Here is a 22,640-nt window from a genome sequence, read left to right as displayed (position 1 = left end):
CCGCACCCGCAAAAAAGCCGCCGCACGGTCAGGTGCAGCGGCTTTTTTCTTCACTTACCTTCTATGGAAAAACGCTTTTTACAGGGCAGCCACGGCAGCCTTCAGGGCATCCACGCGGTCGGTGTTCTCCCACTTCACGCCCAGATCCTCGCGGCCCATGTGGCCGTAGGCGGCCAGCTGGCGGTAGATGGGCTTGCGCAGATCCAGCTCGCGGATGATGGCGGCGGGGGTCAGGTCAAACACCTTCTCCACAGCCTGCTCGATCTTCTCGTCTGCCACAGTGCCGGTGCCGAAGGTATCCACCATGATGGACACGGGCTTTGCCACACCGATGGCGTAGGCCACCTGCACCTCGCACTGCTTTGCCAGACCCGCAGCCACGATGTTCTTTGCCACCCAGCGGGTAGCGTAGGCTGCGCTGCGGTCCACCTTGCTGGGGTCCTTGCCGGAGAAAGCGCCGCCGCCGTGGCGTGCATAGCCGCCGTAGGTGTCCACGATGATCTTACGGCCGGTCAGGCCGGTATCGCCCTGCGGGCCGCCCACAACAAAGCGGCCGGTGGGGTTGATGTAGTACTTGGTGTTCTCGTCCAGCAGCTCGGCGGGGATGGTGGCCTTGATGACCTTTTCCATCACGTCTGCCCGCAGCTGCTCCATGCTCACGCTCTCGCTGTGCTGGCTGGAGATGACCACGGCATCCACGCGCACGGGCTTGTTGTTCTCGTCGTACTCCACGGTCACCTGGCTCTTGCCGTCCGGGCGCAGGTAGTCCATCTCGCCGCTCTTGCGCACCTCAGTCAGGCGCTTTGCCAGCTTGTGGGCAAGGCTGATGGGCATGGGCATCAGCTCGGGGGTCTCGTCGCAGGCATAACCGAACATCATGCCCTGATCGCCTGCACCGCCCACCTGATCGTTGGTGCCCAGTGCAATATCGGGGCTCTGGCCGTCAATGTTGGAGATGACGGCGCAGGTGTCGGCGTCAAAGCCGAACTTTGCGCGGGTGTAGCCGATATCTGCCACCACCTCGCGGACGACCTTCTGGAAGTCCACATAGCAGCTGGTGGTGATCTCGCCCATGATGTGCACAAGGCCGGTGGATGCGCAGGTCTCGCAGGCCACGCGGGCATCAGGGTCGTGGGTCAGGATCTCGTCAAGGATCGCATCAGAGATCTGGTCGCAGATCTTGTCAGGATGTCCCTCGGTAACGGACTCCGAAGTAAACAGGTGTCTAGCCATTTTTTGCCTCCTAAATGTTGCAGTTGCTTGTATTTACCATTCCATCAAGTTTGTTCTGAAAAATAAAAGCGCCCAGAGCCGAAAGCTCTGAGCGTTGCACTCTTATCTTCCGGTTTCCCGCAGGATTTGGCACCTTACGCTCTCGCGCAGGTTGTCGGGCTTCACAGGGCCTGTCCCCTCAGCCGCTCTTGATAAGTCGGTATTCAATTGGTACGCTCCATATTCTATCATTGCAGCGTCAGATTGTCAAGATAAGTCTCACTTATTTTAGACATTCCTTTTAAATTGATGGAGCATTTCCCTGCTCCGGTGCTGCATGGCTATCCCGGGCGGCGTGGAAAGCGCGCTTTTCCGCGTACATCCGCTGATCCAGCTCCACCAGAAACTTCTCCACGCTGCCGCCCTCGTACTTTGCCACGCCGGTAGAGAAGGACAGCTGAAAGCTGCCCGCCGGAGCGGTTTCGTTATAGTGCTGCACCCGCCGCTCGATGGCGGCGCAGGTCTTATCCAAAAGCTCCTCCGAGCCATGACGGATCAGCACCATGAACTCGTCGCCGCTCATGCGGATGGCTACCGAGTTTGCTGCCAGCGCCCCGGACAGGATGTGCCCGATCTCCTGAATGGCGCGGTCGCCCTCGGCGTGACCGTAGGTATCATTGATCTCCTTGAAGCAGTTCACGTCCATCATGATGCCGTAAACGTCCTTCTCCTGCGTGGCGTGGATGCGGTCCAGACAGTAGTTCATGTACTTGCGCCCAAACAGGCCGGACAGTTCATCGGTATAGCCGCGCAGGCTGCGGGTCTGACTGTCCACAAGCACAAAAGCGATGGCTACTGACAGCCAGCCAAAGGCCATGCCGTAGAATGCGCCCTGCAGCAGCGTGCCCACCGCACAGGTAACCACGAAGTAGTACACCGGGAAAAACTCCACCGTAACGCCATCGCGCTTGGCCTTATGCACCTGCCACACGCTCTCGGCGTAATAGCTGAACAGCAGCAGATACAGCAAAATGTTCAGCGGGCCCCGATGGTAAGCGTTGTCCGCCGAGATGGCAAAGATCCACCCCGTGCCAAAAAGGTTTGCCACCAGCAGCACCAAAAGCGCCAGCAGCGGCGCGCCCAGCAGAAAGTGTCTTCTGCGCAGGCGTCCAATGCTGCGGTAAACCCGGAAGTCCACATACAAACACCACGCATAGCCCACGCTCACGGTAGCGCCGGTGCAGACGGTGTTGGTCAGGTACAGCCAGAACCGGCTTGCCGCGCCGGGCACGCCGTCCAACAGAAAGCTGATCGTCTCTGTTGCCTGTGCCAGCAGCGTCACCACCAGAATCCGGCAGAACAGCTCTGTTCCCACGCTGTTTTTGCTCTCGCCGCGCACCCGCAGCAAAAGCAGAAAGCTTACCAGCACCGCCCCTGTGCCATTGGCCACAAGGATCTCGGGTATATTCATTGCGTTTCCTCCTCTGCCCGCCTTACCCCATAAAGCGGGCAGCCTCCTGTTTTATACAGTATCTATTTTATTATACACCCTGCTGCACCCTGCTTGCAAGGCTTGGACGCAAAAAGGCCGCTGCACAGCAATTTGTGCAGCAGCCCTTGGGGGGATCATCCTTTGCAGTTCAGCCAAGCCCAGAGGCTTTGCCGAAATACATTTTTTTGCAGAAAACTTAATAGCCCTTTGCCTGCTCGCCGTTCAGGATCTTGACAGCGCGGGAGGTGCCCAGACGGTCAGCGCCCAGTGCAAGGAAGGTCTCCATATCCTCCACGGTGGAAATGCCGCCGGCAGCCTTGACCTTGCAGCGGCCACGCACGCCCTTGACCATCAGCTCTACATCATGGAAGTTGGCACCGGCGGTGGAGAAGCCGGTGCTGGTCTTGATATAGTCGGCACCGGCCTCGCAAACGATGTCGCACATCTTTTCCTTCTCTTCCTCGGTCAGCAGACAGGTCTCAATGATGACCTTCAAAATCTTATCGCCCACAGCCTGCTTCACGGCACGGATGTCCTCGCGGACAGCATCGTACTCCTTGTTCTTCAGGCGGCCGATGTTGATGACCATATCCACCTCGGCTGCGCCGTTCTCAATGGCAGTCTTGGCTTCAAAGGCCTTGCTGGCGGTATCCATAGCACCCAGAGGGAAGCCCACCACGCAGCACACGGGGATGCGGCCTGCCATATACTCCACAGCCTGCTTGACGTAGCAGGTGTTGATGCAGACAGATGCAGTGTGGTTTGCAATGGCTTCGTCACACAGCTGCTGGATCTGGGGCCAGGTAGCCTCCGGCTTCAGCAGGGTATGATCGACATGGGACAGGATCTCTTCGCGGTTCATGCTCGTTCCTCCGTTATTTTACTTGCTGGCACGGCGCACCTTTGCCATGCCCACAGCACTCAGTGCGATCGCAGTCACCGATGCCGTTGCACCAATGATGCCCAGCACCAGACCGGAAACCAGGAATGCGAACCCTTTCAGACCACGTTTCATAATACCGTACCTCCTGAAAATTATTGTTTCTTTTTAAAGATAATGAGCTTGCTGAACACATAGTTCAGCAAGATCACCAGTACATTGGAAAAGACCTTCACGGCAAGGCCCCACATTGCCTGAGCATCGTAGGCGCTGGTGACGAAGATGGCTGTGGGGCCGTCCGCCCCGCCGATGACGGCAATGGCAGCGGAGCCATCTGCCACGGCGGCATGGCTCCCGGCAAAGCTGTTTGCCATGTAGAGGGTAGTATCCGGACCCAGCCAGCCCGCCACGGCGCCCAGCAGACCCTGCATGGCGGTGTCCACCAGCGCCGCGCCCTGCGCGGCCAGCAAGTTGCCGCCCACGATCATGATGACGGCATCCAGCACCATAGTGCCCAGACGGCAGGTGACAAAGGTGCCGAACTCTTTCGCCATCGCTTTGCCGGTGGTCTTGCTGCGGAACACGAACGCCCGGTTGGTGCAGTAGGCAAACAGGATGCATAAAGCGTTATCCAGCACATTGCCCCAGCTGTTGGCGGCAGTATAGCCGAACAGCCGGCTGAACAGCGCGTACAGCAGGATGTTCAGCAGGGTGGTCAGCACGCCAAAGATCAGGTAACTGAGCACTTCCCAGTGCTTTTTTAAAAATTTCATCATGGCTTTGTTAACAAAAACAGCCCCGCCGCCGTTTTCCCGGCAACGGGGCTGCAGATCGCATTGTGTCAGAAGCTATGCTTTTGCACGATGGGCTGATTACTCAGCGTCGTCGTTCAGCAGAGCCTTCATGGACAGGCTGATGCGCTTCTTGTCGAAGTCAACATCCAGCAGCTTCACATCGACCATATCGCCGACCTTCAGTGCGTCGGAGACCTTCTCAACGCGGTCATTGCTGATCTCGCTGATGTGGACCAGACCGTCAACACCCGGCAGGATGCGGACGAATGCACCAAACTTGGTCAGAGAAACGACCGGAGCGTGGAAGGTGCTGCCGATGGGGTAGTTGTTCTTCAGCTGCTCCCAGGGGTTGTCCTCGGACTTCTTGTAGCCCAGAGAAACCTTGTGGTTCTCGGTGTCGATGTCCTTGACATACACTTCGATGGTGTCACCAACGGAGACGACCTCGGAGGGGTGCTTGATGCGGTTCCAGCTCAGCTCGCTGATGTGGCACAGGCCGTCAACACCACCGATGTCAACGAATGCACCATAAGAGGTCAGGCTCTTGACAACGCCGGTGTAGGTCTTGCCCACCTCAACGTTTGCCCAGAACTCCTCGCGCTTAGCCTTGTTCTGCTCAGCGGTCACCTTGTTGATGCTGCCCACGATCTTGCGGCCAGAGCACTCGGTGACGACCAGCTGAACGTGCTGGCCGACCAGAGCAGTGTAGTCCTCGTCGCGGCGCATAGTGGCCTGAGAACGGGGAACGAACACCTTGACGCCCTTGACGTTGACGACAACGCCGCCCTTATTGAACTCGGTAACATCGCCCTCGACGACTTCACCGGATTCTGCTGCCTTGGCGATCTCTTCCATGCCCTTGCGAGATGCGAGCTTCTTGCGGGAGAGCTGGATGACGCCATCCTGATCCATAACCTTCTCGACGATGAGGTCCAGCTCATCGCCAACCTTCACCAGGTCTTCGACCTTGGCGGAGGAATCATCGGTCAGCTCGCTCAGCTTGACAAAGCCGGTCTGCTTCGCACCGATATCCACCTGGATCTCGTTGGCAGAGATGCTGGTCACGATTCCTTTCACAATACTGCCTGCATGAACCCGCTTTTCTTCGGATGCGTTCAGCATCTCCTCAAAGCTCATGCTGTCATTGATTTCTGCGCTCATACTGTTAAGTACCTCCTCAATAATAGACGATGGCGTTGAAGCCCCGGCTGTCACGCCCGCCACTTTAACATCTGCAAACCATTCCGGCCGAAGTTCGCTCGCTGTCTCGACCGTTACGGCACGCGTGTGTTTTGCGGCGACCTGTACCAGCTTTTGGGTATTGGAAGAATGATGACCGCCAATGACAACAACAATGTCGCATTTTTGGCTGAGGTCTTCCGCTTCCTGTTGCCTCGCCCACGTCGCATTACATATTGTATCAAAAATTCGGGCGTTTGTATAGGCTTTTTTGAGAAACTCCGAACTTTCTTTCCATTTTGTTACCTGAAATGTGGTCTGTGCAACTGCAAAAAGGGGTTTTTGGGGGTCAGAAGGGCCGTTCCACGCCTCCAATTCGGCTAAATCGGCAAAAACGAACACCTCGCCCCGGGTGTGTCCCACGATGCCCTGCACCTCCGGGTGGGTCTTATCACCCGCCACCAGCAGCACTGCGCCCTCTTTTTCGGCCTGTGCGGCAATGCGCTGGATCTTCTGCACAAAGGGACAGGTGGCGTCGTGGTAAGGGATGCCGCGCGACTCCAGCTCGTCGTAGATGCTGCGGGGCACCCCGTGGCTGCGGATGACCACCTCGCACCCGGCAGGCACATCCTGCACGGTGTTTACCACCTGTGCACCCTTGCGCCGCATATCCTCCACCGCCTGTGGGTTGTGGATCAGCGGGCCCAGCGTTGCTACCCTGTGCCCCTCGTCCAGCAGCTTATAGGTCAGTTCCACGGCACGGTTCACGCCGAAGCAGAATCCCGCCGTTTTAGCCAAACGGATCTCCATTTTTTACGCTCCCATCTTTTCCCATGCTTCCAGCAATGCCTGCTTGTTGGCACGGAGTTTTTTGGTGTCCCGGCGGCTTTCCATGGCAAACTGTGCTGCGGGCATCGGCTCGCCGTAGATCACCCGCACCCTGCAGAACAGGTGCATTTTTCCGTCCGGGGTGTCGTAGAAGATGCGGCAGGGCACAACGTCCACCCCGGCTTCGGCGGCAATGACAAAAAGACCGCTCTTGGGGGGCAGCAGTTTGCCCTCCCTTTCGCGGGTGCCCTCCGGGAAGATGAGCAGTGTTCTGCCCTGCTTGCAGGCCTCCACCGTCTGGGAGATGACCGCCATCTCGTCCTTGGTGCCGCGGACGCACACGCCGCCGCAGCAGCGGAAGAACCATGTCAGAAAGGCGTTGATCTCGAACAGCTCCTTTTTGGCGAATACCACCATCCGCCTGCCCCACCGGGTGACAACGATGAACACCGGGTCGATAGCAGATACATGGGTGGGCGCAAGGATATAGCCCTTCGTCTGCACTTTTTTCAGGTTTTCGCGCCCCTCCACCCGGATGCGAAAGCCGATGTGCCACACAAGCCACGCAAGGGGCACCAGAATATAATATAGTACCATTTTCTATTCCTGTCCTGTTTGTTTTATCAGCCGATCTTCTTGGCAATGATCTGCTTCATGGCGTCAAGGCTCTGCTCAAAGTCCAGTTCCGAGGTATCCAGCAGCACGGCGTCCTCCGCCTGCTTCAGCGGGGCGGCGGCGCGGTGGGTGTCCTGATAGTCCCGCTGCTTCACGTCTGCCAGCACTTCCTCGTAGGGAGTGTCGATGCCCTTGGCCTGATACTCCTTCCAGCGGCGGGTGGCGCGTGCCTCCGGGCTGGCAGTCAGGAAGATCTTCACCGTAGCGTCCGGCAGCACCACCGTGCCGATGTCCCGGCCATCCATCAGCACATCCTGCTTTTTGGCCATGCTGCGCTGCAAGTCCAGCAGAAATGCCCGCACGGCGGGGTTTGCACCCACGGCAGAGGCTGCCATACCCGCCTGCTCGGTGCGGATGGCGGTGCTCACGTCCTCGTCCTTCAAGTAGATGTGCTGCTCGCCCGCAATGGAGGCCAGCCGCAGCTCAATTTCCGGCAGCAGAGCGTCCACCGCTGCGTTGTCCTTGGGGTCCTTGCCCGCGCGCAGGGCGTACAGGCCGATGGCGCGGTACATTGCACCGGTGTCCACATAGATATAGCCCAGCTCTGCCGCCAGACGGCGTGCCAGAGTGGATTTGCCCGCACCCGCAGGCCCATCAATTGCAACAGATACCATGATATGTTCTCCTTATTTATATATAGTACACAGCAGAATGGATGGTGCTGTTTTTTACAGGTTATTCGCAAAGCTTTGTGCGGTGCAGAAAGCAATTTGCAGATTGTAGCCGCCGGTGTAGGCGTCCACGTCCAGCACCTCGCCCGCAAAGTACAGCCCCAGTGCCTTTTTGCTCTGCATGGTTTTGGGGTCTACCTCCCGCACCGATACGCCGCCGCTGGTGATGACTGCGTGGGCAAGGTCGCCCCGGGCGTCAATGGACACCTGCCAGTGCTTGACCAGCTGCACCAGTTCCCGCTTCTGCTCCCGGGTGATCTGGTTTGCCTTGGTGGCGGGGTCGATGCCCCAGCGCGCCACCATCACCGGCTGCATACTGGAGGGCAGCAGCTTGACCAGCGCCCCCTGCGCTGCGTGGTTTGCCAGCAGGGCAAAGTCCCGGGTGATGCGGTCGTACAGCTGCTCCTCGCTCAGGGCGGGCTTCAGGTCGATCTCCGCGATGTACCTGTGCTTTTTCATGTCCCCCAGATGGCTGGACGCGCTCAGGGTCAGCGGCCCGCTGATGCCAAAGTGGGTAAACAGCATCTCGCCCTGCTCGTCAAAGATGGCCTTGCCGTCCTCCAGCAGGGTCAGGGTGACGTTTTTCAGTGCCAGACCCATCATCTTTTTGCAGTCCGGGTCCCGGCTGACAAGGCTGACCAGACTGGGCACCGGCTCCACAAGGGTGTGTCCTGCCTGCTGCGCCAGCTTATAGCCGTCACCGGTAGAGCCGGTGGTAGGGTAGCTCACGCCGCCGGTGGCCACCAGCACCGCGTCCGCCCGGTATTCCCTGCCGGAAGTGCCCCGCACGCCCACGCAGCGCAGCGCCGGGCCCGCCTTTTTCTTTTTGGGGTGACGCGGGTTTTCCGCTGCCGCCGGGGCGGGCTCTGCCTCGGGCACGATGTCCTCCAGCAGCAGCTTTTTTGCGCCGTCGTAGACGATGTCCGCATCCTGCGCATAGCGCAGCAGCGCCTGCCGGATCTCCTCGGCCTTATCTGATACCGGGAACACCCGGCGTCCGCGCTCCACCTTCAGCTCCACGCCCAAAGCTTCGAACAGCTCCATGGTCTTTGCCGGGGGAAACGCCCCCAGCGAGGAGTACAAAAAGCGCGGGTTCGTGCGCACATGGCGTAAAAACTCTTCTGCCGGGCAGTCGTTGGTCACGTTGCAGCGCCCCTTGCCTGTGACAAGGATCTTCTGCCCGGGCTTATCGGTATGCTCCAGCACCGTTACCTGATGTCCCTGCCGCACGGCGGCACCCGCCGCCATCAGTCCGGCTGCCCCGGCTCCCACGATCAAAACCCTTGCCATCTGTCATCCTCCCAAAATCGCCTGTTAATTCTATTGTATCATACCAGAAACCCCGCACAAAAGCAATGCAGCGCCGCAGGAAATGAATGGATTTTCGGTTCCATGCCCTCTTGACAAAGCCGCCGGGCTGCGGTATTCTTTTTACAGACCGTTAGTTTGTAAAAAAGGAGCATCTGCCATGCCGCGCAACAAATACCCGGAACAGACTGTGGAAAAGATCTTAGACGCCGCTGCCCTGCTCTTCACCCAGAAGGGCTACCAGAATACCACCCTGCAGGACATCATTGATGCCACAAAGCTTTCCAAAGGGGCAGTGTACCATCACTTCCGCTCCAAGGAGGAGATCGCGCAGCGCGTCGGTGACCGTTTGGGCGACCAGATGTGGGAGCCGCTGCGCCATATCCGGGACGACCCGTCCCTGACCGGGCTGCAAAAGCTGCAGGCGGTGTTTGCAGCATCCTTTGCCGGGCAGCGGCAGCAGCAGATCGCGCAGACCTTGCCGCACCTGTGCAGCAACCCGCAGTTCCTTGCCATGGAGCTGACCAACATTGAAGCGCATCTGGCCCCGGAATGTATTGCACCCATGATCCGGCAGGGCATGGCGGACGGCTCCATCCACACCGCCGATGCCAATGCGCTGGCGGAAGCGCTGTTCGTGCTGGCAGACATCTGGCTTTCCCCCCAGACGCGCCCCACCACGCCGGCCCAGCAGCGGGCGCGGAATCTCGTGTTTCAGCAAATGACCCATGCGCTTGGGCTGGATCTTTTGACGGATGCACAGGCTGCACAGCTGGTGCAGCTGTGCACACCGATCAAAGGCTGAATTTTCCGGGCGGAACGCTCCGCCCTTTTTTATACGCAGATACAGACCAACGGTTTGTAAACAAAAAAACAGGAGGTTCCCATGAACACATTTTTCCTCATCGTCCTCGGGCAGATCATCTCCCTGTTCGGCAATGCCGCCCTGCGGTTTGCGCTGCCGCTGTATCTGCTGCGGCAGACCGGTTCCGCTGCGCTGTACGGCGGCATCACCGCGCTGGCTATGCTGCCTGCTCTGGCCGGAATGCTGACCGGCGGCGCGCTGGCAGACCGTTGCCGTAAAGCCCGCCTGATGGCGCTGCTGGATCTGGTAACCGCCGGTATTTCGGCGGCAGCCGCTGCCGGGTTGCCGCATCTGCCCCTGCTTCCGCTGATCCTGACCGTGCTGGGCAGTCTGTACGCCATTCAGGGGCTTTACCAGCCTGTAGTACGCGCCTGTCTGCCCCTGCTGCTGAACGGCACCCAGCTGCTGCGCGGCAACGCGGTCATCCAGCTGATGGATACCGTGGACGAACTTCTCGGCCCCTTGCTGGGTGCTGTTCTGCTGGAGCACTTCGGCATCCGGGGTCTGCTGGCGCTCTGCGGCGGCTGCTTTGCATTTTCCGCCGGGATGGAGCTCTGCCTGCGCATCCCACAGGATGTCCCATCGGACACAAGGCTCTCCGTCCGTTCTCTGTGTACCGACCTGCGGGAAAGTGCGCGGTTCCTCACCGGGCAGGCTGCGGTGCTGCAATTAGCCGCCGCCATGGCGGCTGTAAACCTGCTGGAAGTCCCCGCCCTCACCGTGGGGGTTCCGGTGCTGGTGGTGCAGACTTTGCAGAAAAGTGATGCCTCCCTTGGTCTTGTGCAGGCGGTGCTGAGCGCAGGCGGCATTTTAGGCGGCGTGCTGGCGGGAACCGTCTTTGTCCGGCATCCCATCCGCAGCGGCACAGGTCTTTTGCTGGCGCTCAGCGGCGTGTGCGCCGCGCTGGGTCTTGCCCTCCGGGTGCCCACGCTCCAGTTCGGCAGCATTCTGGTGCTGGGAGCCGTGTTTATGGCCGTGGCGGCACTGTTCAACGTGTGGTTCTTTGCGCAGCTGCAAATGCTAGTACCGCAGGCACAGCTGGGCAAGACGACCGCGTGCATCTCCGTGCTGGCCTGCCTGACCCAGCCCATCGGGCAGGCAGCCTATGGCAGTGCCTTCCAGCACTGGGCTGCGCACCCGGCAGATGTACTGCTGGCAGCCGGGGTGCTTTCGGCGCTGGTTCTCTGGCTGCTGCAAACGCGCCGTACCGCCTGACGCAGCAAAAAAGGAGCCGCTATTGCAGCCCCTTTTATGGTTTGCTTACTCCGGCAGCTTTGCCGGGTCGAGGTAGCTTTCGCCCTGCTTTACCTCTACATGGATGTGGCTTTCCTCGGCGCACTCGCAGCCGACAGTGCCCACCGTGCCCAGCTTCTGCCCGGCGGTCACGGTCTCCCCGGCCTTTACGGCAGGGTCTGCCACGCCGCACAGCCGCCAAAGGCGACCAGCGGTATCCTCCAGCACCACCACGGTGCCCCAGTTTCCCTCTGCCCCGGCAGAGACCACCTTGCCCGCCACGGGTGCCGCTACCGCAGCGCCCTGCGTGCAGGCGTAGTCCACGCCGTTGTGGGTGCGCCAGTCCCCAAGTGTCTTGTTATACACCAGCTCATCGCCGCTGAAGGCGTTGAGCACGCGCCCCGGCACAGAGGGCGCGGCGGCAGGCTGCGCCGAACTGCTGGCAGGCGAGGATGCGCCTTGCAGTGCCGAGGGTTCGCGCAGCGAACCAGAGCCAGACTGCGCACCAGAGGACGCCCCAGAGGGCGTCTGCTGCGGCACATCTGCCTTGCTGTTTGCAACGTCGGTCACGGGCTGCTGCCATGTGGTGTCCTCCTGTGCGTCCCAGTCCGGTTCTGTTTCCGGGGTGGTCTGTTGGGTGGTGCCGGGGGCGTTCAGCCCATCCAGACTTTTTTGCAGTTCTGCCCGCAGGGCGCGCACCGCCCACACCCCCGCCGCAGCCGCAGCCAGCAGGCTTGCGGTCAGCAGCAGAGCAAAGCCCTTGCCGTGCAGAAATTTTTTGATCTGCTCCATGCTTGTTACTCCCATCTGTCCGTTTTGTGTACGGGGTCTTTTTCTGGGTTTAGTGTGGGACAGCGGCGGGCAGTTTATACAAAGGGATAAAAAAGACAGCGAAAAATAAATCAGCCAAGCCCGCGGGCTTGGCTGATTTACAGATCATAAAGTTCTTTCTGCGCTTAGTCGCGGCGGCGGCTGTTCAGACCCAGCAGACGAACCACATACAAGAAGATGTTGATGAAGTCCAGATACAGCGTCAGTGCACCGTAGATGGAAGCCTTTTCCGCCAGCTCGCTGTCCCCTGCGTAGTAGGAGTACATCTGGCTCAGCTTCTGGGTATCGTAGGCGGTCAGCAGCATGAACACCACCAGACCGATGCCGGAATACAGCACCGTGCTCATAAAGCCCATGCCGAACAGCACACCGACGAAACCGGTGATAAGCAGCGCAAACAGCGCCATCATCAGCTTGGGACCCCAGCCGGACAGATCCTTGTGGGTGGTGGTGCCGTAAACTGCCATCAGGCCGAAATACAGCGATGTGGCAAGGAAGGCCAGCACCAGCGTACCCAGATCAAAGGCAAGGAAATAATAGCTCAGCACCATGCCGTTGAGCAGGGCGTAGCCTAAAAATACTCCTCTTGCCGCGCCCACGGACATATTCTGCACCCGGGCGCTCAGCACGAACACCAGCGCCAGCTCGGCAATGGTGAACAGCAGGTACAGCGAGTTGACCACATAGAACAGCGGGGTGGTGGCGGTGACAAACGCCGCCGCAAAGGTGATCAGCAGTCCCAGCGCCATCCAGCGGTAGGTGCGGGTCATATAATCAGCCGAGGTCATTGTAGGCTCTGCATAGCCACGGTTGTAATTGTTGTAACTCATCTGGGTTCCTCCAGTCTATTCTGCAGGAGCATTTCTCTCTTGCTCCGGTCTACGGAATATAGTATACTGCATAGAAATGAACGTTTCATGAAAAAGGCTGTGATATTGTATGTCCCTTGGACTTTATCTGCATATTCCCTACTGCTTTTCCAAATGCCGGTACTGTGATTTTTATTCCCACCCCGGGGAGCGGGGCGTGCCGGATGCTTATGTGGACGCGCTTCTGCGGGAGCTGCACCGCTTTGCGCCAAACGCGCCCCTGCGGCCGGATACCGTTTATTTCGGCGGCGGCACGCCCAGCCTGCTCACCCCGGCGCAGGCAGAGCGGCTCATCCGGGCAGCAGAGCCTGTGCCTGGTGCAGAGATCACCTTGGAAGCAAACCCCGAGACCGTCACCGAGGAGAGCCTGCGGGGCTTCCGGGCGGCGGGGGTGAACCGCATCTCCTTCGGGGTGCAGTCTGCCCGGGACACCCAGCTGCGCACCCTTGGCCGTCCCCACAGCGCCAAGCAGGCGCGGGCAGCCTTTGCCGCCGCCCGGCGCGCCGGGTTCGAGAACATCAGCGGCGATATCATGCTGGCGCTGCCCCATTATACGCAGGCCGAGTTTGACGAGACATTGGAGCTGATCGAAAAAGGCGGTGCCACCCACATCTCGGCCTACCTTTTAAAGATAGAGCCGGACTCTGCCTTCGGCAAGCACCCGCCGGAGGGGCTGCCCACCGGCGATGAAGCCGCCGATTTCTACCTTTACGCCGTGGAGCAGCTGGAGCACCACGGCTACCGCCAGTACGAGATCTCCAACTTTGCAAAGCCGGGCTATGAGGGCAGGCACAACCTCATCTACTGGGACTGCGGCGACTATCTTGGCCTTGGCCCTGCGGCGCACTCCTGCATGGGCGGCAAGCGGTTCTGCTACGCACCGGACACCGCCGCCTTTCTGCAGGACGCCGCCGCGCCCATCATGGACGGCAATTGCGGCGCAGAGGACTACCTGATCTTACAGCTGCGGCTGCGCAAGGGGCTTGACCTTGCAGCCTACAAAGCCATATACGGCAAGCAGTTTTCCACCGCACAGCTGGCCTTTGTGCAAAACTGCGTCCGCGCCGGGTATGCCACCTTCGATGGCAGTACCCTCGCTCTGACCCCCGCCGGGCTTATTGTTCAGAACAGCATCCTTGCCCAGCTGCTGTAAGCCCTCTCAGGCTTTGGCTCTTGTCCCCAGCTTTTCCAGTTCCACCACCCGCCAGCCAAGGGCGCGGATAGCGCTTTCATCGTGGGTGGCCAGCAGCACCGGCTTGCCCGCGCAGCGCTGCCGCAGCAGTGCCGCTGCCCGCTGCAAGGTGTCCGGGTCCATGCCGGTAAAGGGCTCGTCCAATAGCAGGGTGTCGCTGGGTGCCCACAGCGCCCGCAGCAGCGCCACCCGCCGCTTTTGCCCGCCGGAAAGCCTGCGGGCAGGCAGCTGCAAGGCTGCAATGTCCATTCCAAGTTGTTGAAAATCGCTTATAATTTGCTCTTTGTACTGGTTTTCTGCCCCCGGAAGCACCAAGGTGACGTTCTGCACGGCGTTCAGCTGGGGACAAAGGCGGTCTTCCTGAAAGACCGCTGCCACCCGGCCCGCACCCTCCACACTGCCGGCGGTGGGGCGTTCCAGCCCCATCAGGATGCGCAGCAGGGTGGTCTTGCCCCAGCCGCTGGGTGCCCACAGCACCACAGGGGTGTTCACCTCCATGCACAGGTCGGTGAAGAGCGGCGCTGTGCCGAACCGCTTTGTCAGGTGTTGAAGCTTCAGCATTTTGTCCCCTCCTCTCCCAGCACTGCGCCAACGGCCTTATCCAATGCAAACAGGAACAGCTTTTCAAAGCCTGCGCTCAGCAGGATGATGACAAAGGTCCACGCAAACAACTCCCCGGTGGAAAGGGTGATCTTGGCGCGGTAGAGCGCATCGCCGATGCTGCCGTTGGGCAGGCCAATGACCTCGGCCGCCACGCCGCTTTTCCAGCAAATGCCCAGCGCTACGCTGCACCCCTGCCGGAATGCCGGCAGCACCGCAGGCAGCCAGATTGACCGCAGGCGGCGACCCGGCGGCAGACGGAATACCGCTGCCATCTCCAGCAGCTGCACGTCTGCCCCGGCAATGCCGGTGCGCACCGCGCCGTACAGCACCGGCAACACCATCAGAAAGCTGATGAGCACCGAAAGGGCACTGCCCCGCACCCAGACCAGCGCCAGAATGATAAAGCTTGCCACCGGCGTGGCCTTGACCAGCTGCATCACCGGAGCCAGCAGCGCATCGGCGGCGCTCCACCGGGCGGCGCACACCGCCAGCACCACGCTGACCACTGCGCCCAGCACAAAACCCAGCAAAATGCGCCCTGAGCTGAAGCCCACCCGCTGCCAGAAATCTGCCCTTGGCAGCAATTGCACCAAAGTGCGCAGCGCCTGCACCGGCGATACCAGAAACACCTCCTGCCCGATGGCCATGGCTGCGGCCTGCCAGACCGTCAGCCAGAACGCCACCGCCAGCAGACGGCGGAAAAACTGCTTGTTCTGCTTCATAAACTGCCCTCTTCCGCTTCCCATTATAAGGTATAGTATACCATACCGTCCCGCAAAGGGGAATGACCTGTGCACCACCTGCGGCGGGTCGGCTCGCTTTGTATATACTTTTATTCAACCGTCGTATGATTGACATGAATTTGCATCCAGTGTAAACTGGGTACAGTATACGGTGCATCTTTGCGCCGGCGCAGGAAAGAGAGGACGGTATTGACAAAAGCGCTCAAGGGCCGCAAGCTGCTGCTTGTCGGTTTTACGTTATTTTCCATGTTTTTCGGGGCGGGCAACCTGATCTTCCCACCCGATCTGGGTGCAAAGGCGGAGGTAAACTTCTGGCCCGCCTTTCTGGGGCTTGCCCTCAGTGCCGTGGGTCTGCCGGTTGCAGGGGTCATCGCGGTGGCACGGGCTGACGGTCTGGATAAGCTTGCCGGGCGGGTGCATCCGGTGTTCGCGCAGGTGTTCATGATTTTGATCTACCTGTCCATCGGGCCGTGTCTGGCCATTCCGCGCACCGCAAGCACCTCGTTTGCCATGCTCACCCCGCTGCTGGGCAGCAGCGCCAGGCTGCAGCTGGGGTACTCCGTGCTGTTCTTCGGCGCGGCCTTTCTGGTAGCGCTGCGCCCGGACAGGCTCACCCGCTGGCTGGGCAGGCTGCTCTGCCCCTGCCTGCTGGTTCTGATTTTGATCCTGTTCGGCGGCTGTTTGCTACACCCGCTGGCGGCGCAGTACGGTGCGCCCACCGATGCGTATAGTTCAGCGGTCATTTTACAAGGCGTATTGTACGGTTACCAGACCATGGACGCCCTTGCCGCACTGAACTTTGGCGCGGTCATCGCCATGAACATCCGGGCGCAGGGCGTTGCCCGGGAGCAGGACGTGCAGCGCAGTGCCATCCGTGCCGGTCTTGTGGCGGGCGGGCTGCTGCTGGCGGTCTATGCCATGCTGGGGCACGCCGGAGCGTTGACCGGTGCCGCCGTGCCCGGCCTTGCCACCGGTGCCGAGGTGCTGACCGTGCTGGCGGAGCGGCTGTTCGGTAAAGCGGGGCTGGTGCTGCTTGCGGCCATCTTTATGCTGGCCTGCTTCAACACCTGTGTGGGGCTGATCGCCTGTGTGGGAGAGTATTTCCACACCCTGCTGCCCCGCATCCCCTACCCTGCTCTTGCCGCCTTTTTTGCCGTTGCCAGTATGCTGATCGCAAATCTGGGGCTGGCAGAGATCCTGCGTCTGTCCGTCCCGGTGCTCAACGCGCTGTACCCGGTAGCCATTGTGCTGATTGCGCTTTCCTTCGTGCCCGGGCTGGAGCAGCGCCGCCGGGTCTACCCGCTGTGCATTGGCTGCACCGCCGTGCAGAGCATTGCCGCTGCGCTGCCGCTTGGCGCACTTTCTGCCCTTGCCAACGCCCTGCCACTAGCGGCACTGGGCTTTGGCTGGGTGCTCCCGGCTGCCGCCGGGCTGCTGGCAGGCATTCTTTTAAGCAGAACTAAAAAATAATAGGAGATTTTACTATGATCCAGCCCATCATGCACGACCCGCTGTTTCTGGCGCAGAAGTCCGCCCCTGCCACCCCGGAGGATGCCCCTGTTGCGCTGGACTTACTGGACACCCTGACCGCCCACGCCGACGGCTGTGTGGGCATGGCTGCCAACATGATCGGCGTGCGCAAGCGCATCATCGCGGTGGAAGCTGAGGACGGGTATTTAGTGCTGTTCAACCCGGTCATCCTGAAAAAGTCCGGCCAGTACGAAGCCGAAGAGGGCTGTCTTTCGCTGGAAGGTGTGCGGAAAACAAAGCGCTGGCAGAGCATCAAGGTGCAGTACCAGACCTTGGACGGCAAGCTGCGCATCAAGACCTTTACCGGCTGGACAGCGCAGATCATCCAGCACGAGATCGACCATTGCGATGGGATCTTGATTTGACCCCATCGCACACTCCCCCGCGTGGGACGATTTTGAATGGCTTCCGCTATCGGGTTGCGGCACCCAGCATCCGCATCGTGCCTTGGGCGGCACTCGCGTCTTGCTGGCCGCTGCCCCAACAACTCCTCCCTGTTTCCACCGCTGGTGGCGGTCGTCGTTGTTGCACTCTAGCCATTTTCAGCGGAAAATTATTTTTAATTCGGGATTCAGAAACGCCTGCGGGCGTTTCTGAATCCCCTTTTCACGGGTGGGGCGTGAAGGGCAGCAGCATTTGCAGCACCGCTTTCTGTGAAAGCGCGGCGCTGCGGGGATACCCCTTCCGTCATCGCCTGCGGCGATGCCACCTTCCCCAAGGGGACGGCTTTTGGCAGTGGCGGGAAAGTTTTCGGCATAGCGCAAAGGCGTCCCCTTGGGGGAGCTCGCGAACGTAGTGAGCCTGAGGGGGTGGCCTTTGGCATGGCGGGAAAGTTTCCGGCTACGTCCCTCTCTTGAAAAAGCAACTCTGGAAAATCCGCAGATTTTCCAGAGTTGCAAACATAAAAATATTCTTTCCGCTATTTATGCGCAAAGCGAACGCGGAGCGCATTCCAAATCGTTTTTTCTTCAACTTACGCACAAAGCCCCCGAGGGTGTGACCCCCGGGGGCTTTGCTATGCTGTAACAGAGAAATGAAGGTGTTATTGTTCGCTTAAAACCTCTTGCGGTGCCCTGCATCCGCTTCGACCCTTGGGCGGGTCTCGCGTCTTGCAGACCGCTGCGCCAAAAATTGCTCCCTGTTTCCGCCGCAGGCGGCGGTCGCAATTTTAGCCTTTAACGCCGCCAAGAGCAACGCCGCGGACGATGAACTTGGACAGCAGCAGGTAGACGATGATGACCGGCAGAATGGCGATGGCCACCATCATGTACACCTTGCCCATATCGAACTTCAGGAAGTCCGCGCTGCGCAGCTGGGCGATGAGGATAGGCAGGGTCTTTTTGTCGGCGGTGTCCAGCACCAGAGCCGGGATGAAGTAGTTGTTCCAGCTTGCCACGAAGGAGAAGATGGCCTGCACAGCCAGAGCCGGCTTCATGATGGGCAGCACGATCTTATTAAAGGTATAGAACTCGCCTGCGCCGTCAATGCGGGCGGCTTCCACGATCTCCATGGGAAGGGAGGCGTCCAGATACTGCTTCATGAAGAAGAACACAGTGGGGGCCGCAATGCTGGGGACGATCAGCGGGATGAAGCTGTTTTTCAAGCCCATCTTGGAGATTAACTGCAGAAAGCCCAGTGCGGACACCTGTGTGGGCATGGTCATGATGAGCAGGATCAGGGCAAAGGCAGCCTTTTTGAATTTGAAGTTATAGGCGTAGATGCCGTAGGCCGTCAGTGCCGAGAAGTAAACGCTGAGCGCTGCCGAGCAGGCAGACACCAGCAGGCTGTTGCGGATGCCGCTTACCACAGGGATGTTGGCGTCCGTAAGCACATTGCGGAAGTTTGTGATGATGGACTTGCCCGGCATCAGCGAGAAGCCCTTCTGGATTTCGAAGTGGGTGCGGGTGGAGTTGATGATCAGCACATAGAAGAAGAACAGGCACAGAAAGCTGATCAGCACCAGCACCAGATAGCACCACGCACGGCGGGCGGTCAGAATCGCCTTTTCGGACTGGTTTTTAGGCGTATGTGCCATACTTATTTCCCTCCTTTGGCAGCAGCCTTTTTGGCCGCTTTCAGTTCCTTGCGCTGGGCCTTGGTCAGGCCGTCATCTTCCTTGGTCAGCGAGAAGTACACGACGACGCACAGCACTGCACACACAAGGAACAGCACCACAGATACTGCACCGGCCATGCCGTAGTTCTTGCTGAACAGGTGGTTGTTCAGGTACATGATCATGGTGGTGGAGGTACGGTCGGGGCCGCCCTTGCCGTTGGTCAGGATCTGCGGCACATCGAACATTTGCAGGCCGCCGATCATGGAGGTGATCATCACATAGACCAGAATGGGACGGATCAGGGGCAGGGTGATCTTCCAGAACATCTGGTTCGGGGTGCAGCCGTCCAGCTCCGCAGCCTCGTATAGGGTGGGATCTACGCCCATAATGGCTGCCATCAGCATGATGGTGGTGTTGCCGAACCACATCAGGAAGTTCATCAGGCCCACAAGGCCACGGTTGCCCCACACGGTATTCAAAAAGCTGATGGGGGTCTTGATCCAGCCCATGCTCAGCAGCACTGCGTTCACCGGGCCGTTATCCGAGAACAGGGCGAAGAACAGCATTGCGAAGGCCGAGGCCATGATCAGGTTGGGCATATAGATGACCGTCTTGAAGAAGGTCTGTCCCTTCAGCTTCAGCCGCAGGTCGGTGAACCATGCCGCCAGCAGCAGCGAGACGACGATCTGCGGGATAAAACCGATGATCCACAGGATCAGCGTGTTGCTGAAATACTTGGGTAGATCGGTCGCGAACAGGGTGATGTAGTTTTTCAGACCCACAAAGTTGGGTCCGATGATCTTCAGACCGCTGCGGTAATACTCAAAAAAGCTGTAATAGATGGTGGATGCCAGAGGGATCAGCTGGAATACCGCGAAGATGATAAAGAACGGTGCAATGAAGATATAACCCCATTTCGCGTAGCTGATCGACCCTTTCTTTTTTGTTTTTTCTCCCATGAGATCTCCCTCCTGCCGGGTCACAGCAAAACCAAAGGGGCGGGCGAGATACGCCGCCCGCCCCTTTGCTTCAATTTTCAGTTCGGAGTAAAACCGCTTATGCGGGCCAGACCACATCGGTCAGCTCGGGGTACTTCTCCTTGATGGCGGTCTCGAAGTTTGCCTTGGCGGCATCCTCCTCCACGTTGCCGGTGAAGTAATCCTTGAAAGCGTTCTGGAAGCTCTCGTTCAGGCCCTGATCGTACGGGCCGGCGTTGGACATATCGATCTTGGTTGCAGCCTCTGCAAACAGAGCGATGTGGTTCTGGCCGCCGAGGAAGTCGGACTTGTAATCGCTGCTGGCGATCTCGTTCATGGCCTTCTCGTTGTTGGTGTAATCCTGCGTATCCATGGTGATCTGCTTCATGATGGCTTCATCGCAGGTCAGCTTCAGCATAACGTCCTTGATGGTCTCAAGGTTGTCGCTGCCGGCTGCGCCGCAGATCCAGGTGCCGCCCCAGTAGTAGGGCTGAGGGCCTTCGCACACAGCGTAGTCGCCGTAGATGCCGTTGCCAACCTCTTCCTTGCCGCCCTCAGCGGTAGGAGTTGCCAGAGAGTTGCCCAGCAGGGTGAAGTTGATGCCCCAAGTGGAGTAGAAGAAGCCGAACACCTTACCGGTGGGGCCCTGATCGGAAGCCCACTGGCTGTCCCACAGGCTGGACTTGTTGTTGTAGCCCTTGTCGGTGTACTCCTTGGTCTGATCCACCCACTTCATCAGGTTCTCGTCCACGGTAACGGTGGTGCCGGTGACCCAGGGTGCGGAGACGTTGTTGGAGAAGGTGCGGTATGCATCGTCAAAGCCGGACAGCATCTTGTAGCCCTTGGCAGCAGCCTTGGCAGCTACATCGTTGAACTTATCCCAGTCGGACAGGTAGGTCTGCACTTCGGCGGGGTCATCGGTGCCCAGCACCTCCTTGGCAATGCTGCGGCGGTATGCGAACAGACCCGGGGTAGCCTGCCAGGTGGTGCCGCGCTGGCTGCCGTCCACAGAAACGATATCCTTGGTGTACTGGTACTGGCCGGCCAGATCGGAATCGGTTAGGCCGATATCCTTCTTGACATCCAGAACATAGTCGGAATCCACATACTTCAGAGCGTAGTCAGCCTCGATCAGGAAGATGTCGATCTTGTCATCATCGGCAGCGGAGTCCTGATTCAGCAGAGCCTCGTCCAGCTTGTTCTGGTAGTTGTTGTTCTCGTTGGCGTTGATGGTCCACTTCACGGTGGTGCCGTCCTTCAGGGTGGTGGTGGACTTGTCGGCTGCGATCTCCTTGACCTCGGGATAGTAGTCGTTGAAGCGGCTCTGGAACTCATCATTCCAGCACCAGATGTTCAGCACCTTGCCCTCGGCAGCAGCCGGAGCAGAAGCAGCAGCGGAGGATGCGGGAGCCGCAGAGGAAGCAGCAGTGCTGCTGGAAGAGCCGCCGCCGCAGGCTGCCAGAGCAGCACCAATCGTCACGACACCGGAAGCGAGCAGGAAATTACGACGAGAGATCTTTTTCATAAGGGTAAACCTCCTTCATGGTTTTCCAATTAAAAAATTCATACTCAAAAACTCCGCGCCGGGAGTTGTGGGCCTTTGTTAAAGGATGCGGACGGAGCCGCCGTCCAGCAGTTTGCCGGACACCCGGATCTGCTCCGGCAGGGTCACACGCGGATGCTCGATCAGCTCGATCAGCTTATCCGCTGCCAGCCTACCAAGGGATTTTGTGTTCTGCTGGTAGGTCACCAGCGAGGGCTTGACCACCCGGGAGAGATAGATGCCATCGTATCCCATCACCGAGATGTCCTCCGGGATGCTCAGACCCGCTTCGCTCAGGGCGTTGTAGCCGCCCAGTGCGGAAAAGTCATCCGGGAAGATGATGCAGGTGGGCCGCTGCGGCAGTGCCAGCAGCGCCCGGGTCTCCTCTGCGCAGCGATCCACATCGTGGTACACACCGCAGCGGACGTACTCCTCCGGCACCTTCAGCCCCAGTTCCTCGCAGGCCTGATAGAAGCCTGCCAAGCGGTTCTCGGTAACGGCGGTCTTTTCGCCGTGGATGAAGGCGATGCGCCGGTGTCCGCAGGCCCATGCCTGCTGTACCAGAGCCTTTGTGCCAACCACGTTGTCTGAAAGGATCGCCATCCGGTTGTTGAACACATGGTCGATGGTCACCACCGGCACATCGCCGTTGACCAGCTCCACCACCTGCGGATCGTAAAAGTTCACGCAGGCGATCACCACGCCGTCCACACCCCGGTAGTGGCAATGTTCCAGATAGCTCATGGACTTGCCGCTGATGTTGTGGTTGATGAAGGTGATATCATAGCCGCGCTTTTCTGCTTCTACCTTGAAGCTGTCCAGCACTGCGGAGAAGTATTCGTGGGTCAGGCCGCTCTGCTTTTCATCTACGAACAGAACGCCAAGGTTGTAAGTACGGTTGGTTTTCAGCGCCCGGGCTGCTGCGTTGGGCAGATACCCTACGCGGCGAGCCGCTGCACGGATGCGTTCCCGCGTGGCCGGTGCGATGTCCGGCTGGTTGTTCAGCGCCTTACTGACAGTTGCGACGGATACGCCGCACTCTTTTGCCAGATCCTTCAGGGACGGCATCTTATGGCCTCCTTCCAAGGAAAGGAGCTGCGGAATGTTTCTCGCGAGTTCCTTAATCGTTTTCGCAATCTCAATATATCGCATTCTGCAC

At 59.3% G+C, this 22,640-nt stretch carries 23 protein-coding genes and 1 riboswitch; of the genes, 6 read left to right on the top strand and 17 right to left on the bottom strand.

All coding sequences use genetic code 11. From position 1 onward, the window contains the following. Positions 1-78 precede the first annotated feature (78 nt). The 9 genes from metK to C4N24_RS05170 form a co-directional block, all read right to left on the bottom strand. Positions 79-1,233 (bottom strand): methionine adenosyltransferase, encoded by a 1,155-nt coding sequence (gene metK, locus C4N24_RS05205; RefSeq protein WP_112090580.1) that lies wholly within the window; start codon positions 1,231-1,233, stop codon positions 79-81. A 99-nt stretch (positions 1,234-1,332) separates the two neighbouring features. Beyond that, a riboswitch (SAM riboswitch) is annotated at positions 1,333-1,431 on the bottom strand. 82 nt (positions 1,432-1,513) lie between these two features. Beyond that, entirely contained in the window at positions 1,514-2,683 is a 1,170-nt protein-coding gene (locus C4N24_RS05200; RefSeq protein ID WP_112090579.1) for a GGDEF domain-containing protein, read from the bottom strand. Positions 2,684-2,900: 217 nt separating this feature from the next. Then, entirely contained in the window at positions 2,901-3,566 is a 666-nt protein-coding gene (gene deoC, locus C4N24_RS05195) for a deoxyribose-phosphate aldolase (RefSeq protein ID WP_097782685.1), read from the bottom strand. Positions 3,567-3,584: 18 nt separating this feature from the next. Beyond that, positions 3,585-3,719 (bottom strand): hypothetical protein, encoded by a 135-nt coding sequence (locus C4N24_RS15760; RefSeq protein WP_005927141.1) that lies wholly within the window; start codon positions 3,717-3,719, stop codon positions 3,585-3,587. A gap of 20 nt (positions 3,720-3,739) precedes the next feature. After that, positions 3,740-4,360: a GtrA family protein gene (locus C4N24_RS05190; protein ID WP_112090578.1), complete on the bottom strand. Its 621-nt coding sequence runs from the start codon at positions 4,358-4,360 to the stop codon at positions 3,740-3,742. 96 nt (positions 4,361-4,456) lie between these two features. Further along, positions 4,457-6,367, bottom strand: a complete 1,911-nt coding sequence (locus C4N24_RS05185; RefSeq protein ID WP_112090577.1) for a bifunctional 4-hydroxy-3-methylbut-2-enyl diphosphate reductase/30S ribosomal protein S1 — start codon at positions 6,365-6,367, stop codon at positions 4,457-4,459. A gap of 3 nt (positions 6,368-6,370) precedes the next feature. Next, positions 6,371-6,982 carry a lysophospholipid acyltransferase family protein gene (locus C4N24_RS05180; protein ID WP_112090576.1) on the bottom strand — a complete coding sequence of 204 codons (612 nt, stop codon included), beginning with the start codon at positions 6,980-6,982 and terminating at the stop codon, positions 6,371-6,373. A 26-nt stretch (positions 6,983-7,008) separates the two neighbouring features. Beyond that, on the bottom strand, positions 7,009-7,674 hold the full coding sequence (cmk, locus tag C4N24_RS05175) for a (d)CMP kinase (protein WP_112090575.1): 666 nt from the start codon (positions 7,672-7,674) through the stop codon (positions 7,009-7,011). A 54-nt stretch (positions 7,675-7,728) separates the two neighbouring features. Then, entirely contained in the window at positions 7,729-9,021 is a 1,293-nt protein-coding gene (locus C4N24_RS05170; RefSeq protein WP_112090574.1) for an NAD(P)/FAD-dependent oxidoreductase, read from the bottom strand. 178 nt (positions 9,022-9,199) lie between these two features. Here C4N24_RS05170 and C4N24_RS05165 point away from each other — a divergent pair, with 178 nt between their 5' ends. Both C4N24_RS05165 and C4N24_RS05160 read left to right on the top strand, forming a co-directional pair. After that, positions 9,200-9,844 (top strand): TetR/AcrR family transcriptional regulator, encoded by a 645-nt coding sequence (locus C4N24_RS05165; RefSeq protein WP_112090573.1) that lies wholly within the window; start codon positions 9,200-9,202, stop codon positions 9,842-9,844. Positions 9,845-9,925: 81 nt separating this feature from the next. Continuing rightward, complete coding sequence (locus C4N24_RS05160; protein WP_112090572.1) at positions 9,926-11,119, top strand: MFS transporter; 1,194 nt, start codon at positions 9,926-9,928, stop codon at positions 11,117-11,119. 45 nt (positions 11,120-11,164) lie between these two features. Here C4N24_RS05160 and C4N24_RS05155 read toward each other — a convergent pair whose 3' ends face one another. Together C4N24_RS05155 and C4N24_RS05150 are read right to left on the bottom strand one after the other, a co-directional pair. Further along, entirely contained in the window at positions 11,165-11,929 is a 765-nt protein-coding gene (locus C4N24_RS05155) for a M23 family metallopeptidase (protein WP_112090571.1), read from the bottom strand. A 164-nt stretch (positions 11,930-12,093) separates the two neighbouring features. Next, positions 12,094-12,798 carry a Bax inhibitor-1/YccA family protein gene (locus C4N24_RS05150; protein ID WP_112090570.1) on the bottom strand — a complete coding sequence of 235 codons (705 nt, stop codon included), beginning with the start codon at positions 12,796-12,798 and terminating at the stop codon, positions 12,094-12,096. 109 nt (positions 12,799-12,907) lie between these two features. Between C4N24_RS05150 and hemW the strand changes: the two genes are divergently transcribed. Then, positions 12,908-13,990 carry a radical SAM family heme chaperone HemW gene (gene hemW / locus C4N24_RS05145; RefSeq protein WP_112090569.1) on the top strand — a complete coding sequence of 361 codons (1,083 nt, stop codon included), beginning with the start codon at positions 12,908-12,910 and terminating at the stop codon, positions 13,988-13,990. Between the two features lie 6 nt (positions 13,991-13,996). Here the strand turns inward: hemW and C4N24_RS05140 are convergent, their stop codons facing one another. Both C4N24_RS05140 and C4N24_RS05135 read right to left on the bottom strand, forming a co-directional pair. Then, positions 13,997-14,590 (bottom strand): ABC transporter ATP-binding protein, encoded by a 594-nt coding sequence (locus C4N24_RS05140; RefSeq protein WP_112090568.1) that lies wholly within the window; start codon positions 14,588-14,590, stop codon positions 13,997-13,999. Next, positions 14,584-15,354, bottom strand: coding sequence for an ABC transporter permease (locus C4N24_RS05135; RefSeq protein ID WP_112090567.1), 771 nt, complete (start codon positions 15,352-15,354; stop codon positions 14,584-14,586). Before C4N24_RS05135 ends, C4N24_RS05140 begins: the two co-directional genes overlap by 7 nt. 210 nt (positions 15,355-15,564) lie before the next feature. On the opposite strand from C4N24_RS05135, the gene brnQ reads away from it, so the two are divergent. The 3 genes from brnQ to C4N24_RS15320 all read left to right on the top strand — a co-directional run bounded on the left by brnQ (position 15,565) and on the right by C4N24_RS15320 (position 17,931). Further along, entirely contained in the window at positions 15,565-16,845 is a 1,281-nt protein-coding gene (gene brnQ, locus C4N24_RS05130) for a branched-chain amino acid transport system II carrier protein (RefSeq protein WP_278320363.1), read from the top strand. 14 nt (positions 16,846-16,859) lie between these two features. Further along, the gene (locus C4N24_RS05125; RefSeq protein WP_112090565.1) at positions 16,860-17,270 is read left to right on the top strand and encodes a peptide deformylase; all 411 of its coding nucleotides are present in this window, start codon (positions 16,860-16,862) and stop codon (positions 17,268-17,270) included. A 451-nt stretch (positions 17,271-17,721) separates the two neighbouring features. Further along, positions 17,722-17,931: a hypothetical protein gene (locus C4N24_RS15320; RefSeq protein ID WP_181573054.1), complete on the top strand. Its 210-nt coding sequence runs from the start codon at positions 17,722-17,724 to the stop codon at positions 17,929-17,931. Between the two features lie 142 nt (positions 17,932-18,073). On the opposite strand, the gene C4N24_RS05120 is transcribed toward C4N24_RS15320, so the two are convergent. The 4 genes from C4N24_RS05120 to C4N24_RS05105 form a co-directional block, all read right to left on the bottom strand. After that, positions 18,074-18,940: a carbohydrate ABC transporter permease gene (locus C4N24_RS05120; protein ID WP_005920400.1), complete on the bottom strand. Its 867-nt coding sequence runs from the start codon at positions 18,938-18,940 to the stop codon at positions 18,074-18,076. 2 nt (positions 18,941-18,942) lie between these two features. Further along, positions 18,943-19,920, bottom strand: a complete 978-nt coding sequence (locus tag C4N24_RS05115) for a carbohydrate ABC transporter permease (RefSeq protein ID WP_097778849.1) — start codon at positions 19,918-19,920, stop codon at positions 18,943-18,945. 97 nt (positions 19,921-20,017) lie between these two features. After that, entirely contained in the window at positions 20,018-21,463 is a 1,446-nt protein-coding gene (locus C4N24_RS05110; protein WP_112090564.1) for a twin-arginine translocation signal domain-containing protein, read from the bottom strand. 78 nt (positions 21,464-21,541) lie between these two features. Further along, positions 21,542-22,549 carry a LacI family DNA-binding transcriptional regulator gene (locus C4N24_RS05105; protein WP_112090563.1) on the bottom strand — a complete coding sequence of 336 codons (1,008 nt, stop codon included), beginning with the start codon at positions 22,547-22,549 and terminating at the stop codon, positions 21,542-21,544. Between the last annotated feature and the right edge of the window lie 91 nt (positions 22,550-22,640).

It is taken from the genome of Faecalibacterium prausnitzii (assembly GCF_003287405.1).
Classification (GTDB): Bacteria; Bacillota; Clostridia; order Oscillospirales; family Ruminococcaceae; genus Faecalibacterium; species Faecalibacterium intestinale.
The sequence above is the reverse complement of the archived record's forward strand: the minus strand, read 5'-3'. Positions and strand labels throughout refer to the sequence as shown.